12 protein-coding genes and 1 pseudogene are annotated in these 13,335 nt (G+C 61.0%); 8 read left to right on the top strand and 5 right to left on the bottom strand.

Annotated features, from left to right (window positions below; all coding sequences use genetic code 11):
* Nucleotides 1-48: 48 nt before the first annotated feature.
* Nucleotides 49-510 carry a GntR family transcriptional regulator gene (locus E9229_RS04505; RefSeq protein WP_183510069.1) on the bottom strand — a complete coding sequence of 154 codons (462 nt, stop codon included), beginning with the start codon at nt 508-510 and terminating at the stop codon, nt 49-51.
* Between the two features lie 334 nt (nt 511-844).
* Here E9229_RS04505 and E9229_RS04500 point away from each other — a divergent pair, with 334 nt between their 5' ends.
* Nucleotides 845-1,741 (top strand): ABC transporter substrate-binding protein, encoded by an 897-nt coding sequence (locus E9229_RS04500; protein ID WP_183510068.1) that lies wholly within the window; start codon nt 845-847, stop codon nt 1,739-1,741.
* Nucleotides 1,742-1,849: 108 nt separating this feature from the next.
* Nucleotides 1,850-1,995 (top strand): annotated as a pseudogene (locus E9229_RS04495) (transposase); the annotation flags it as partial.
* A gap of 200 nt (nt 1,996-2,195) precedes the next feature.
* On the opposite strand, the gene E9229_RS04490 reads toward E9229_RS04495, so the two are convergent.
* Nucleotides 2,196-2,543: a cupin domain-containing protein gene (locus tag E9229_RS04490; RefSeq protein WP_183510067.1), complete on the bottom strand. Its 348-nt coding sequence runs from the start codon at nt 2,541-2,543 to the stop codon at nt 2,196-2,198.
* A gap of 9 nt (nt 2,544-2,552) precedes the next feature.
* Nucleotides 2,553-3,965 carry an NAD(P)/FAD-dependent oxidoreductase gene (locus tag E9229_RS04485; RefSeq protein ID WP_183510066.1) on the bottom strand — a complete coding sequence of 471 codons (1,413 nt, stop codon included), beginning with the start codon at nt 3,963-3,965 and terminating at the stop codon, nt 2,553-2,555.
* 148 nt (nt 3,966-4,113) lie between these two features.
* Between E9229_RS04485 and E9229_RS04480 the strand changes: the two genes are divergently transcribed.
* On the top strand, nt 4,114-5,523 hold the full coding sequence (locus tag E9229_RS04480; RefSeq protein WP_246380575.1) for a PucR family transcriptional regulator: 1,410 nt from the start codon (nt 4,114-4,116) through the stop codon (nt 5,521-5,523).
* A 401-nt stretch (nt 5,524-5,924) separates the two neighbouring features.
* Here E9229_RS04480 and E9229_RS04475 read toward each other — a convergent pair whose 3' ends face one another.
* A complete protein-coding gene (locus E9229_RS04475; RefSeq protein WP_183510064.1) occupies nt 5,925-7,910 on the bottom strand; it encodes an oxidoreductase in 1,986 nt (661 codons plus the stop codon).
* Nucleotides 7,907-8,617 (bottom strand): TetR/AcrR family transcriptional regulator, encoded by a 711-nt coding sequence (locus E9229_RS04470; RefSeq protein ID WP_183510063.1) that lies wholly within the window; start codon nt 8,615-8,617, stop codon nt 7,907-7,909. The genes E9229_RS04475 and E9229_RS04470 overlap by 4 nt, the downstream gene beginning before the upstream one ends.
* 166 nt (nt 8,618-8,783) lie before the next feature.
* Between E9229_RS04470 and E9229_RS04465 the strand changes: the two genes are divergently transcribed.
* Genes E9229_RS04465 through E9229_RS04445 form a run of 5 tightly spaced genes read left to right on the top strand, consistent with a single transcriptional unit; the run spans nt 8,784 to nt 13,324 of the window.
* The gene (locus tag E9229_RS04465; RefSeq protein WP_183510062.1) at nt 8,784-9,350 is read left to right on the top strand and encodes a helix-turn-helix domain-containing protein; all 567 of its coding nucleotides are present in this window, start codon (nt 8,784-8,786) and stop codon (nt 9,348-9,350) included.
* 45 nt (nt 9,351-9,395) lie between these two features.
* Entirely contained in the window at nt 9,396-10,523 is a 1,128-nt protein-coding gene (locus E9229_RS04460; protein WP_183510061.1) for an ABC transporter substrate-binding protein, read from the top strand.
* Nucleotides 10,520-11,434, top strand: coding sequence for an ABC transporter permease (locus E9229_RS04455; protein ID WP_183510060.1), 915 nt, complete (start codon nt 10,520-10,522; stop codon nt 11,432-11,434). Before E9229_RS04460 ends, E9229_RS04455 begins: the two co-directional genes overlap by 4 nt.
* Nucleotides 11,431-12,225, top strand: a complete 795-nt coding sequence (locus E9229_RS04450) for an ABC transporter permease (RefSeq protein ID WP_183510059.1) — start codon at nt 11,431-11,433, stop codon at nt 12,223-12,225. Before E9229_RS04455 ends, E9229_RS04450 begins: the two co-directional genes overlap by 4 nt.
* Entirely contained in the window at nt 12,218-13,324 is a 1,107-nt protein-coding gene (locus E9229_RS04445; RefSeq protein ID WP_183510057.1) for an ABC transporter ATP-binding protein, read from the top strand. Before E9229_RS04450 ends, E9229_RS04445 begins: the two co-directional genes overlap by 8 nt.
* Nucleotides 13,325-13,335 lie beyond the last annotated feature (11 nt).

The raw sequence follows: 13,335 nt of genomic DNA, 5'->3' as shown, positions 1-13,335 counted from the left end.
AATTCACTGCGGGGGTAGGCAAAGAAAAACCGCAGAAATCCGCGGTTCTCATTTACTGCAATTTTGATACGTCAGGAGCCCTGGGCATGGAGCCATGAGCAGTTGGTGGAATTGCAGTGACGCCTCGTAGAATTCTTCGCCGTTTTCAGGGGAGACCTGCAGTGTTTCGGTGGCTAGGATGCGCAGTTGATGTAGCTGCAGGGCGGTGTGCTTTCCAAAAACCGTCCGGAAGACCGGTTCCTCCAACGCCGCGCGTACGGCGTAGACGTCGGTGACGGCATCGCGGGAAACATTGCTGACGAAGCAGCCCTTGCCGGAGATCAGTTGGGCCAGTCCGTCGGCGGTGAGCTGGGTGAGGACGTCGCGAATGGGGGTCCTGGAAACTTCGAAGCGGGCGGCCAGCTGCTTTTGGATCAGGGGCGTCCCGGGTGCGATGCGGCCGGTGACGATGTCCTCGCTGAGGATGCGGTACACCCGGGCGACCAGGGGCTCCGCCATGATTTCGTTCATTGCGTTTCCTTCCCGTCCGGCCGGTGGATGCCGTGTCGTGGTGTGGCGTTATCGACCTAGTCGACGGCGGGTGTGATTGTCATGGGGGGGCCGTTCCCACTAGGCAAAACTAGTGATTGACATCACAACAATCACTTGAATGCAGTGTATACGTGCACTGGGAAGGTGTGAAATGCCAACTCCGGTAGCAGGTAACCGGCCGGACAACGGGGATAAAAAAGCCCAGCCTTCCATCAAGAACCAGGCCAAACCTTGGGCTTGTTACTGAGTCCATGACGCAAGGAAATCCTCTCTTTCCTCTTTTTCAAGTCGGCAAATTTTCGAAAGGCATTTCATGAATTCCATCAAGCGTCCACTGGCGGTCTTTTCCGTTGCCGTGGCTACCGTCTTCGCGCTCACGGCCTGCACCAACGCCTCGGCGGAGGGCAGCGTGGCCGAGGCGAAGTCAACCGATGCCGGTATTCAAGAGAAGGGCGTCAACGAGGCGGCGCGCGCACTGCCCCCCGCTGAGATCCGGGACAAAGGCATCTTGACCATCGCCTCGGATCCCTCGTATGCGCCGTTCGAGTACTTTGCCACCGACGGCAAGACCATGATCGGATTCGAAATCGATCTGACCGATCACCTGGCGGCTTCACTGGGTCTCAAGCCGGAGCACAAGGCTGCAACCTTCGATACGATCCTTCCCGGCCTTGCCTCGGGTAAGTTCGATGTGTGCATGTCATCTTTTGGCATCAGGCCCGAACGCACCAAGATCGTCGACTTCGTCCCCTACCTCCAAGGCGGTACGGCTCTGGGTGTGACCAAGGGCAACCCGTTGGATCTGCACCTGGAGGACAACAGCATGTGCGGGCACGCCATTGGAGCGCAGAACGGTTCAATCCAGGCCCTGATCCAGGGCCCGGAATTCTCCAAGGCCTGCACCGACGCCGGTAAGGAGTCGATCGACCTCAAGACCTTCCCGAGCCAGTCCGATGTCAACTTGGCGCTGACCTCCGGCCGCATCGAAGGCATGATCTCCACGGGAAGCACTCTGGCCTACCAGGGTCAGCAGTCCGGCGGTAAGTTCGAAGTGGCCAGCGGCCCGGCTTACCAGCCGGTCGGTGTAGGCATGGCCGTGAAGAAGGGAAGCGAATTGACCAAGGCGCTGCGCGTTGCCATGCGGGATCTGATCGACGACCCCTACTACGCGAAGCTGTACGCGGATTGGAAGATCCGACCAGCAACATGATCACCATGGCGGACTTCGACCATTACCTCAAGTAGGGTCCCGGGTTCGATCTCGAAGGGCCACGAGCGAATCGGCACTCAAACGGGCTAAAAATGCCCGATGTGGAAAATAAGTAACGGGCGGGTCGAATCCATGAATGCGAAAATCAGGTTGATGACCCGGGTGCGTTCGGGTTCAAGTCCCCTGAAGCCTTGATCAGTCTGGCGATGCTCAGCCTCGGTGGCCACAAACCGGTGCTCCCGGGGCGCGGATGACCCACGGAAGCATCATAAGAGCCACTTTTCCGTACGGAAACGCTGGGGGTGTGGGCGCGACCGGGGGCCGTTTCCCCGGATTAGCTGGGACCTCGTGGAAACGGCACATATAACTTCAGCCCAGGTTTCCACAATCCACGCTGTAACAGGGGCATGGCCTCCGCGACCCGTATGAATTCGCCGGGGCGTCGCCTTTGTCGCTAATAAATTGCGTAGACCTTGCGGACTGTTTCGGTGACGTCCCATCGACCGGTCCATCCCACAGGAAGTACCACGAGGTCTCCAGCTGCGATCTCGCGGACGTCACCGCTGGCTTCGTCGGTGATTCTTGCCGCGCCGGCCAGGATGTAACAAACTTCAGTGTCGGATCGGTCGACAACCGGCCATCCTCCGGGTTGACATTCCCAGATACCCACGTTGCTGCCGGTGATGTGTTCCAGCGCTTGGACATTGAGCATCGGATTCCCGCTGTCGGCTCCTGCTCGAATGCCGGCTTCGGGCAAATGCCCCTCGACATCTGTCTTTTTTATATGGGTCATGGCTGCCATGATTTCTCCTTAGTGTGCGCCAGTGATCTTCTCGAGTAACTTGGAAATATTCGATGGTTTGTTGGTGATCCGCTCTTCAAGATCTCCAGCCGAGGCCGCGACGAGACCCATGTTTACTAGCAGCCACCGCAGCGGCTCGGGTTCCCACTGGGGGGAACGGTGATCAACAATGGGCAGGTTGTTTAGTCGGTCCATCTTACCCAAGATGAGATTGCGCAGTATCCGAGCAGCTAGGTTGCTGGTGGCGACTCCGTCCCCGACATACGGCCCGGCCCAGGCCAGACCCGTGCTGCTTTCCAGCCCCACCGACGGGTGCCAATCTCGAGGTACTCCCAGCGGACCGCCCCAACGGTGAGTGATCGCGGCGTCCTTGAGCATGGGGAAGAAATCAATCATGGTCCGGTGGATCTTGGCATGGATGGCGTTATTAACGTCGTATCCCGCCTGTACCGCTGAGCCGAAGTGATAGGGGGCCCCGCGACCACCGAAGACCATGCGCCCGTCTTTGGTCATTTGCGCATAGATGCGCAAATTGCGCAAGTCGTTGAATCCGAAACGGTGGTTTAGCTGTAATTCGTTCCGGACAGTCTCAGGTAATGGCTCGGTGGCTAACACCAGAGAATATAGAGGAACCAATGTGCGTTCTTGGCCAGGTAGCTCCGAGGTGTAGCCCTCGGTCGCGCGAACCACGAACTTGGCGTTGACTCGCCCTCTCTCCGTGTCCACCTGACCGGGTGCGATGTGTGTGGCTGCGGTGTTCTCGTGGATAGTCGCCCCCATCCGTTCGACGGTCTCAGCAAGCCCGCGCACTAGTTTTCCTGGATGGACCAAGGCGCAGTGTGGGGTGTATGCAGCCCCGAGGGTTCCCTCAGCTCCGATCATGGATCGGGCTTCCTCCTGCGTACGTAAATTCCACTGGCTCGGAAGCCCGAAGTCCCGCGCGCCGGCGATGGTGGTTTTGGCCCGCTGAAGTTGGGCACTCGAGCGCGCCAGCGAGAGGAAGCCTTCCTTGCTATAGTCGCAATCAATCGCCTCCTCGGCTACAACTCTGCCCACTTCGTCGACAGTGTCGTTCATGGCATGCTGCAGGTCCATGGCAGCCTGATGGTTGTGCAGTTTCGCGAGGTGTCCCAAACTGATGGGGAAGATCGCCGAGCACCAACCACCGTTGCGACCCGATGCGCCGAATCCGGCATATTCACGTTCGAGAATCACCACATCCAATGTGGGGTCTTCCTTCAGCAGGTAATACGCCGTCCATAAGCCGGTATACCCGGCCCCGACAATAACAACATCTGCGGTACGGTCATTGGTCAAAGCTGGACGTTTAGCCTCAGGCTTGGGCTCCGCCCAGACGGGCACCCCGACTTCGGGAGTTTCGATTTCTCGGAGTCGTGGTTTAGTCCGGGACTTACTCGGCATGGTTCATCCTTTCATTCGTTACTCCGAGGGTGGTCGAAATATGTGACGTGCGCCATGCTACTTTTTGCTAAAGTGTCAATCATCGCTTATACCTTCTAACAAAGTCAGGCATCCAGCTTTGGTGATTACCGTCGACAACCTTGTGCTAATGCCCGGACTTGGCATTGAATACCTGGCAGGCCTGAGTGGCGGTAGACGCCCGGTTTCTTGGGCCCACGCAGTAGACCTTCCAGACCCATGGCAGTGGGTGAACCGCGGGGACCTGCTCATGACAACTGGAGCCGGGATGCCTTCCGGCGCGGCGCAGGCCAATTGGCTGAATCGCATCATCGACGCCGGGGTAAGTGGGCTCATCATTGCGCCGCATCCAGGCGCGCCACCGGTCCACGAAGCGATGCTTCAGCTGGCCGACGAATTGCAATTTCCGCTGCTGAGCGCTTCCTTTGAGCTGGAGTTCGTCTCCTTGGCACGTATCGTCATCAAGAATTCTCTGGACCTGGAGCATCTCCGATTGGAGAAGGCCAAGCGCCTGTTTGATGCCTACGGGGAGGCGCTCGCCCGCGGAGCCGACCGAATACAAAGACTGGAGGCCGTTGCACGCGCGCTGGGGTGGCGCATGCAGCTCATCGATGACGTCACCGGGCAGGTCTTGGTGTCGTCTCACCAGGGCATGAAGGGTGACGCTGGCGACAGCGACAGCAGTATCATTCCCGTTCCCGGCCGGATGCGTACTTCTCTGTGCCTGAGGACGGAATCCACGTCGCCGCCTGACGCTCGGCTGGCGCACTACGCAGCAGGCATCACCGCCTTGGACCTGGAACAACATGCAAAGTCGTTGGATCAGAGGCGCACCGAAGGTGAACAAATCCTTTGCAGCCTGCTCAAAGGGGCGGTTGAGCTCTCGGCGGTAACCTCATTCATGGGCAAGCTCCACGATTCTAAGGACTTGGTATTCTTGCGAATCTGCGTGGGGCTGGGTGGTGAATACGATGGCGACACCATTCACTTTGCGTCGGCCATTCAGAACGCCGGCATGTTATTGGCCATGGATGACGAGGCGCTGCTGATCCTCATGTACAATGACATTCCCCGGATCTCGAAACTTGCCGGATTGCTAGGACAAGGTACCCAAGTGGGCATCAGTCTGCCCCTCTCCGGAGTCAACGGGGTACCCGAAGCACGTCGGCAAGCGATGCTGTCGCTACGGGACGCTCAGGACTCCGGAGCGGAACAGTGCACGTATGGCGAGGGGAATGAAGCGGACGACTTTTTTCCACGCAGCGTTTCCGGCTCTCGCGCGTTAGTGGAGAAATTCTTGGGCCCGATCACTGCCCACGACCAAGCTAATAATGGTGACCTCTACCGGTCGTTGGAGTTATTTCTGGGCTGTGACCGGTCCTTCCTTCAGGCTTCAAAGGCATTGAATATCCACCGGCAGACTTTGGTTTACCGGCTAAATTCCATCGAGAAGCTGACGGGCCTACACCCCTCATCAACAGAGGGTACGAGCAAGTTCTGGTTGGCCATGCAGGCGGGACATCGGGCTGGAATACTCTGATCACTGATCAATAAATCTGAAACGTGACCCGTGTGGACACCTTGAATTATGAGCGATTTGGGTCACTTGGCACTTAGCTCGTGCTAAGGCTTGCAAAATGAGATCCCCTCGTCCTTATCCGATCATCCGCCAACTCACATATACAAACTTCCCTAAAATCCCGGCTGTCTTCGTCAAGCTTTTGAGACGGCTTCATTGATATTTCCTCTGACGCCGTAATCGCCTTGAGCTGGTTCCGGTATTCATCCCGAACCTTGGCCGGCGGCAACCCCTGGTTGACGCTGTGCAACTGGCGCCTGTTGTATCAAGACTCGATGTACCCCGTCATTGCCATGCGGGTGCACTGGCCTTCCGGGATGCGGAGAAGGGTGAGCGCACTGCGTCCATCCGCATGACTTCTCTCAACGGCCACCGGCGAGGGTGCCCTCGAGCATGGCCTCTTCCAGAGTCCGTGGTCCCAATGCGTCCCCCACGACACTGACCGGGCCGGCCAGTTCCGCGCAGCCCGCGTATGTGTGTGGGACCCGCCCGTGAGAGGCCACGATCGTTCTGATGGCCGGGTCAATTTCCACCAATCGGCCGGAAAACACGTTGCGTAGGGTCAGCTCCCCGTCACTGGTCGACAGCTCAAGGTGCGGAAGCAGTACTAGCCCGGCATTGTCAAGCCGACCCAGGTAGCCATTGCGCTGGTATTGGTGCACTTGCTCGGTTGGTGATGGTCCGGCGTAGGAATACTGGACTTCCAGGCCCCGGCCCAGAAGGACCTCGGCGCAGTCCAGCCCTGTGGGGTCTCCTCCCCAATCTGCCACGAGCACTGGTCCTTGGACGGCTCCGGGGCTTTCCAGAACTTCCCACGCATCGAGCACTGTGTGTACGGTGTCCGTAGCCCACAGGCTACGATCACGGTAGGGCCGTGCACCGGTGGCCACGACGACCTCGTCGAATCCCGCCAGTATGCCGGGGTCTGGTTCTTGGCCCAGGAGTACCTCGATCTGGTTTTCGGCGATCCCTGTCCGGGCCCAGGTGGACCAGGCTTCCCACACAGCTGCGTGGTCGGGAGCGGTTCCGGCCAGACGCAGCTGGCCCCCGATGGCACCGGTCTTTTCGAAGACGGTCACGTTCTTGCCAGCTTCGGACCCGGCGACGGCGGCCGCAATGCCGGCCGGCCCGGCCCCAAGCACGGCCAGGTTCCCGGCGCTACGGATTGGCTCGATGCGGACCGGCTGCGCAGTGGTGCGTTCGCGTCCGGTGGCCACGTTCATGACGCAGGCGATGGGAAGCCCCGCATGGTAGTGCCCAATGCATCCGACATTACAGCCAATGCAGGGAATCGCGCTCGCTCCATCCTGTGCCTTCCGGATCAGGTGCGGGTCGGCGATATGCGCCCTAGTCATGCCCACAAAGTCCAGGGCGCCTCGGGCCACTGCCGCATCGGCCTCGTCGAGTTCGGTGATGCGGGTGGTGGCCAGCACGGAGACGTTGCCACCGAGTCGGGCCTTGATCCCGTGGAGCCGCTCGATGATGCTCGCGGGCATGGTGGACGCCCGGGGAGCGATGAACGTCGATCCCTGATAGGTCGCCGAGTCACCGACCACAAGGGAAATGAAGTCGATTCCCGCCTCACGGGCTAGGATCTCGGAGACCTCGGCGCATTCGTCATAGCCCATGGCACCGGGGCTGATCTCATCGAGGGCCACCCTCACGCCAAGGGCCATGTCGGGGCTTAAGTTGGCTCGCACCGCCGCGATGACCTCGAGCAGGAAGCGTAGTCGATTGCGCAGTTCCCCGCCGTAGTCGTCAGTGCGCAGGTTAGTGCGCGGAGCGATGAACTGGGCAGGAAGATAGGCGTGGGAGGCAGAGATCTCGACGCCGTCCAGCCCAGCTTCTGCCATGTGGCGGGCGGAGAGCGCATATCCGGCCACGAGCTCGGCAATATCTTCGGCGTCCATGGCGCGGGGCTCGACATGGAAACGGGCAGACGGCACCGCACTAGGCGCTAGTGCCGCGGCCTTAGGTGCGGAAGCGATTTGTTCGCGTCCACCATGAAAGAGCTGGACGAAAATCTTGGCGCCGTTGCGTTGCACGGCCCGGGTGACGGCAGCCAGGGGCTCGACGATTTCGGGCAGGTACCCACCCATGGTTTTGGCCGTGAGCAGGCCACTGGCGTGCACTGCGGTCGCCTCCAGGAAGATGGCTCCTATCCCGCCACGTGCACGCTCCTCATGGTATGCCCGCAGATCATCGGTAGGTACATGGTCCCGGACCAGCGAGGTTTGGTGGGCGGAGCTGAAGACGCGGTTGCGTAACGTGACCGGTCCGAGCTGGCCCGGGGACAGAACGGCTCCCCGATCCCGGGAGGGGAGGTGGTCTGACTGGGTGGCATTCATGGGCGGAGGCCTCTCGGGCTGTGGCGTGGAGCCCGGGTGACTCCGTCCTGATTTTCCAATACGGATATATTGGCAATCTCCTCGTGGGCTGTCAAGGGGCCCTGTTCGGCCTCCAGGCCAAGCAGTAGCCGGGCAGCAGTGAACAAGCGCGCCTCGCGCCTCGCCTCTCCCGGGGGTCCACTCAGTTCGGCAACATCCAGCCCATCGACGAAAATCACTAACATGTAGGCCGACTCCCGAGCCCCGAGCGCAGGCCTGAACTCGCCGGAGGCGACACCCTCCCTGACAAGGCCTTCCAAGACCTCTAGCCAACGGTCGTTAATGGCCTCCACCAGCGACCGCACCTCGGTGTCGCGCTGGGCCTCGGCCAGCAGGTCGATCCAGATCGCTGCTCGCCTCTCCTGATCGGCGCCGGCGGAGGCGCGTAGGCACACGCGGGTGAGTCGGTCCCATGGGGAGTCCGCGCCGGCGGCCATGACCCCGATTTCCTCGATGACCGAATACAGGAACCACTCCTGAGCCCGGAGCATCAGGTTGCGGCGACTTCCGAAATGGTGCTGTAGGCGCCCCACCGACACTCCGGAGGCATCGGCCACATCCCGCATCGAAATAACGCCGACTCCGCGCCGGGCAATGAGCCCCACTACCGCCAGCAGGATGGGTTCTAATAATTCGGGATTGGCCTTGGGTCGTCCACGTCGCTCCATTTAGTCAACCTATGCCAACCTTCCCGCGGAGCCACAACTGATCACGGAAGGGCAACAATCCTTTCAAGTGTTGTGTCCTGCATCACAAAACCTTTATGGTTGCTGAACGTCCCGCTTAGTGGGGCAGGACACGGTGTTTGGTCTTGGTGAAAGGGGCACAGCGTAAATGAGCGCAGATGCAGAGACCGAGGAGACCCTCGGCTCCCGCATACGGTCCGCACGTGAACTCCGGGGCCTGACCCTTCGTCGGTTGGCCTCCACGACGGGGCTCAGCTCGGGATTCATCAGCCAGCTGGAGAATGACCGGTCGAATGCGAGCGTGGCCAGCCTGAAGAATCTAGCCACCGCACTGGGAGTGAGCACCGCTGAGCTCATCGAGGGTGGCATCAAGGAGTCCCGTGGAGTGTTGCGCAGGGCGGATCGGCGTTCGATCACCATGGCGGACGGACTGACCAAGTTCATCCTCACAAAGGCCCCGCTACGCAACCTTGAAATCTGCACTGCCGATATCGAACCCGGCGGCAGCACCGGTGCGCAACATTACTTCCATGGCAACTCCCAAGAGTTCGTACTCTGCCTCAAGGGACGGGTCGAACTCTACCTCGCGGACGAGGTGCACATCCTCGAACCGGGCGACAGTATCGAATACGTCTCCTCCACCGAGCATGGTCTGCGAAACCTGGACAGGGAGACCGCCGAGGTCCTGTGGGTAGTTTCACCGCCCACAAGCTGAATAAGCCTGCAAACGAAGTATCCATACAACGAAGTAGGAGCAGTCATGATTGATTCGAAGTCCAAAAAGTCCCGTGGTTTCACCGTCCTATCGCTCGCAGCCGCCTCGGCGCTGCTGCTGAGCGCCTGCGGCAGCAGCAGCGGGGCTCCGGCCGCGGAAGTAGATCTCGGCAGCGGGCCAGCTAAGGCAGGCACCGTCAAGGCCGACGCGCTCAAGGGCCAGACGCTCACCTTCGTCTCCTATGGCGGGCTCTACCAGGACGGCCAGATGGCGGCAGCGATTACCCCGTTCGGCAAGGAATCGGGAGCCAAGATCCTCTCCGATGGGCCGACCGAATACTCCAAAATCAAGGCCCAGGTCGAATCCAACAACGTCTCCTGGGACATCGTGGACACTGGCTCATATTGGGCGGCCAGCCAGTGCGGAACCGAACTGATGCCGCTGGACTTGGACATCATCGACGTCTCCAAGGTACCCGAGGGGCTGGTCAGCGAGTGCGCCGTCCCGGCTATGCAGTACGCCAACGTGCTGATGTATAACACCGATAAGTACAAGGACGCACCCACCTCGTGGGCTGACTTCTTCGACACCGCGAAGTACCCGGGCAAGCGCTCGATCGACGGCACCGAGAACATCGAAGCCGGCATCATCGAAGGTGCCCTGATCGCCGACGGTGTGGATCCGAAGGACCTCTACCCGCTGGACATGGACCGGGCCTTCAAGAAGCTCGATACCATCAAGGATTCCCTGGTCTACTGGACCACCGGGGCCCAGGCCCAGCAGATGCTCGAATCCGGGGAGGTCGACATGTCGGTCATGTGGTCCGGCCGCGCCTTCGGCGCCGTGGACAACGGCGCCCACTACGCCCCGCTCTGGGACGCATCCGCGGTCGTTATGGACACGCTGACGGTGCCCAAGGGCGCCAAAAACCCCCAGGCATCCATGGCAGCGATCAATTACTACCTGGGTGCCGAACAGCAGGCGAAGCTGACCGAGGAAACCTCCTACTCCCCGATCAACACCGAGGCCAAACCGAACCTGAGCGAGACCGCGAAGAACTTCCTGATCACCGACCCGGCCATTGCCCCCAAGGTGCTCAAGAGTGACTTTGCCTGGTGGGGCAAGAACTACACCCAGGTCGCCGAGCAGTGGGTCGCCTGGGTCGCAAAATGAGCCTTCCAACCCTCGACACCGTGCGGCCGGAGCCCGCCTCCGGCCGCACGGACCGGGCCGCGGACCGCAAACGCAGATTCCGGCCCGGCCCCGCCTGGCTGATCCTGCCCGCACTGGCCCTGGCCGCGGGCATATTCGCCTACCCCCTGGCCGAATCCATGTGGACCAGCGTCTCGGACCCCGTGCTGGGCTTCCAGAACTACCAGTGGTTCGCCTCCGACTCCGCCAACTGGGTCATCCTGGGCCGCACCCTGTGGATCGCACTGCTTTCCGCCGTCATCTGTCTGGCCCTGGCCTACCCCTACGCCTACTTCATGACCATCTCCAGCCAGAAGATGAAGACCGTGTTGATCGTCATCGTACTCATTCCCTTCTGGACTTCCCTGATGATCCGCTCCTTCGCCTGGATCATCCTGCTCCAGGACACCGGGCTGGTCAACGAGGTCCTTTCCTGGGTGGGTCTGGGCCCGTTCAGCATGATCCGCAACACCACCGGCATCCTCATTGGCATGGTTCAGGTCCTGCTGCCGTTCATGGTCCTGCCCCTATACTCCGCCATGGGCAACGTCGACCTGCGCCTGGTCCAGGCCGCCGCCAGCCTCGGCGCCCGCCCCTCGGTCGCATTCTTCAAGATCTTCGTCCCGCTGGCCATGCCCGGGGTGATCTCCGGCTCGCTGCTGGTCTTCATCCAGGCACTGGGCTTCTACATCACCCCCGCCTTGCTCGGCTCACCCTCACAAATGCTCATTTCCCAATACATCTACGTTCAGGTCAACGGCCAGCTCCAATGGGGCCGGGGCAGCGTCCTGGGGGTCCTGCTCCTGGTGGCAACCCTCCTGCTGCTGGGCCTGCTGGCCCTGCTGACCAAACGCAGCAAACGCCACACCGGTGACGATGGAGATCTGATATGAAACACCGTCCCCTGACCCGGAGCCTGCTCGGAATCTACACGGCCCTGGTCGCGTTCCTGCTGGTGGCCCCCACCTTGGTGGTCATCCCGCTGGGCTTCACCGACAAAGCCTCGCTCAGCTTCCCGCCCACGGGGTGGTCCACCCGCTGGTACACGAACTTCTTTGAAGACCCCGCCTGGACCAGCGCCTTCGGCAACTCCATCCTGGTTGCCGTCATCGTGGTCATCGTGGCCACCAGCTTCGGCACCGCGGCCGCCGTGGGCATCCGCTCCTGGAAACGCAGACGCTGGGCCAAAGCCGCCCAAGTCCTGGTCCTAGCACCGCTGGTGGTCCCGGCCATCATCTTGGCCATCGGCATCTACGCCCTGTTCCTGCGCTTCCAACTGCTGGGGACCCTCATCGGCTTCGTCGCCGCCCACTCCATCCTGGCCATCCCGTTCGTGCTGGTCTCCGTCACCGCGGCCTTGGCCGGCTACGACGAACGCCTGAGCACGGCCGCCGCCAGCCTCGGGGCCAGTCGCTGGAACGCGTTCCGTACCGTGATGCTGCCGCTGATCATGCCCGGAGTCGTCTCCGGCGCCCTGTTCGCGTTCGTCACCTCGTTCGACGAGGTCGTGCTCTCGATCTTCATCAAGAGCCCTTACCTAGAAACCCTGCCGGTGAAGATGTATGCATCGGTCACCCGCGACACTGACCCCACTATCGCCGCCGCAGCCACCATGATCATGCTGCTCACCACCGTCATCATCGCCGTTGGCCTGTTGAGCATGCGCAGGAGGAAACATGTCTAACCCCACGACCGGCATCCGCATCGATGTCAACAACGCCACCAAACGCTACGACAAATCCATCGCGGTGCGCGACGTCTCACTGAGCATCAAGCCAGGCGAATTCATCACCCTGCTGGGTCCCTCGGGTTCGGGTAAGACCACCACGCTGAACCTCATTGCCGGTTTCACTGACCTCTCAAGCGGGTCCATCGAAATCGACGGTCGGCGCGTGGACCACGTCCCGGCGCACCAACGCGGACTCGGTGTGGTCTTCCAGCACTACGCCCTCTTTCCGCACATGAGCGTCGCCGAAAATATCGCCTTCCCGCTGCGCCAACGCAAGGTCCCCAAGGACAAACAGTCCCAGATGATCACCCAGGTGCTGAACACCGTGGGCCTCTCCGGCTATGAAGGCCGCTACCCGAAGGAGCTCTCCGGCGGCCAGCAGCAGCGTGTCGCGTTCGCCCGGGCCATGGTTTTTGACCCGATGGCACTGCTCATGGATGAACCGCTCGGCGCCCTGGACAAGAACCTGCGCGAGAAGTTGCAGCTGGAGATCAAGCGCATCCACCAAGAGGTAGGGCGCACCTTCGTGTTCGTCACCCACGATCAGGAAGAAGCACTGATCCTCTCGGACCGCATCGCCATCTTCAATAACGGGCGCATCGAGCAGGTCGGCACCAGCTCGGATCTCTACGAGCGTCCAGAGTCCCTGTTCGTGGCCAAGTTCATGGGTGAATCCACCGTCTTCAAGGCCGCGGTGGACAGCAACGGGCGCGACTGGTCCATGGACTTCCATGGCACCACCCTCAATGGCCCGGTTACTAAAACGGTGCCCACCAAGGGTGCGCTAGTGCTGCGGCCCGAGCAAATGCGCGTGGTAGAGCACGCTGTGCAAGTCCCGCAGGGCTCCACCATGGTCCCGGTCACCGTCATCCAGAACATCTACCTCGGCTCCGGGCACAAATACGAACTCGAACTGCCCGACGGATCCACCGGCATCGTGCGCGCCTCCCGCGAGCACGGCACCACACTGGTCTCCGGGGACCGCGCCTGGGTCTATTGGACCCGCGAACACGGCGTGCTGCTCAGCGACTACGACCTCGTCTCCATCACCTGATCCAAGCACGA

It is taken from the genome of Paeniglutamicibacter cryotolerans (assembly GCF_014190875.1).
Classification (GTDB): Bacteria; Actinomycetota; Actinomycetes; order Actinomycetales; family Micrococcaceae; genus Paeniglutamicibacter; species Paeniglutamicibacter cryotolerans.
This window is presented reverse-complemented; position numbering and strand designations above follow the sequence as displayed.

Excerpts from the sequence above, each read along its gene's own strand:
- E9229_RS04475 (WP_183510064.1), bottom strand. The coding sequence starts at position 7,910 with ATGAATGCCACCCAGTCAGACCACCTCCCCTCCCGGGATCGGGGAGCC.
- E9229_RS04480 (WP_246380575.1), top strand. The coding sequence starts at position 4,114 with ATGCCCGGACTTGGCATTGAATACCTGGCAGGCCTGAGTGGCGGTAGA.
- E9229_RS04485 (WP_183510066.1), bottom strand. The coding sequence starts at position 3,965 with ATGCCGAGTAAGTCCCGGACTAAACCACGACTCCGAGAAATCGAAACT.
- E9229_RS04490 (WP_183510067.1), bottom strand. The coding sequence starts at position 2,543 with ATGGCAGCCATGACCCATATAAAAAAGACAGATGTCGAGGGGCATTTG.
- E9229_RS04500 (WP_183510068.1), top strand. The coding sequence starts at position 845 with ATGAATTCCATCAAGCGTCCACTGGCGGTCTTTTCCGTTGCCGTGGCT.
- E9229_RS04450 (WP_183510059.1), top strand. The coding sequence starts at position 11,431 with ATGAAACACCGTCCCCTGACCCGGAGCCTGCTCGGAATCTACACGGCC.
- E9229_RS04470 (WP_183510063.1), bottom strand. The coding sequence starts at position 8,617 with ATGGAGCGACGTGGACGACCCAAGGCCAATCCCGAATTATTAGAACCC.
- E9229_RS04505 (WP_183510069.1), bottom strand. The coding sequence starts at position 510 with ATGAACGAAATCATGGCGGAGCCCCTGGTCGCCCGGGTGTACCGCATC.
- E9229_RS04455 (WP_183510060.1), top strand. The coding sequence starts at position 10,520 with ATGAGCCTTCCAACCCTCGACACCGTGCGGCCGGAGCCCGCCTCCGGC.
- E9229_RS04445 (WP_183510057.1), top strand. The coding sequence starts at position 12,218 with ATGTCTAACCCCACGACCGGCATCCGCATCGATGTCAACAACGCCACC.
- E9229_RS04460 (WP_183510061.1), top strand. The coding sequence starts at position 9,396 with ATGATTGATTCGAAGTCCAAAAAGTCCCGTGGTTTCACCGTCCTATCG.
- E9229_RS04465 (WP_183510062.1), top strand. The coding sequence starts at position 8,784 with ATGAGCGCAGATGCAGAGACCGAGGAGACCCTCGGCTCCCGCATACGG.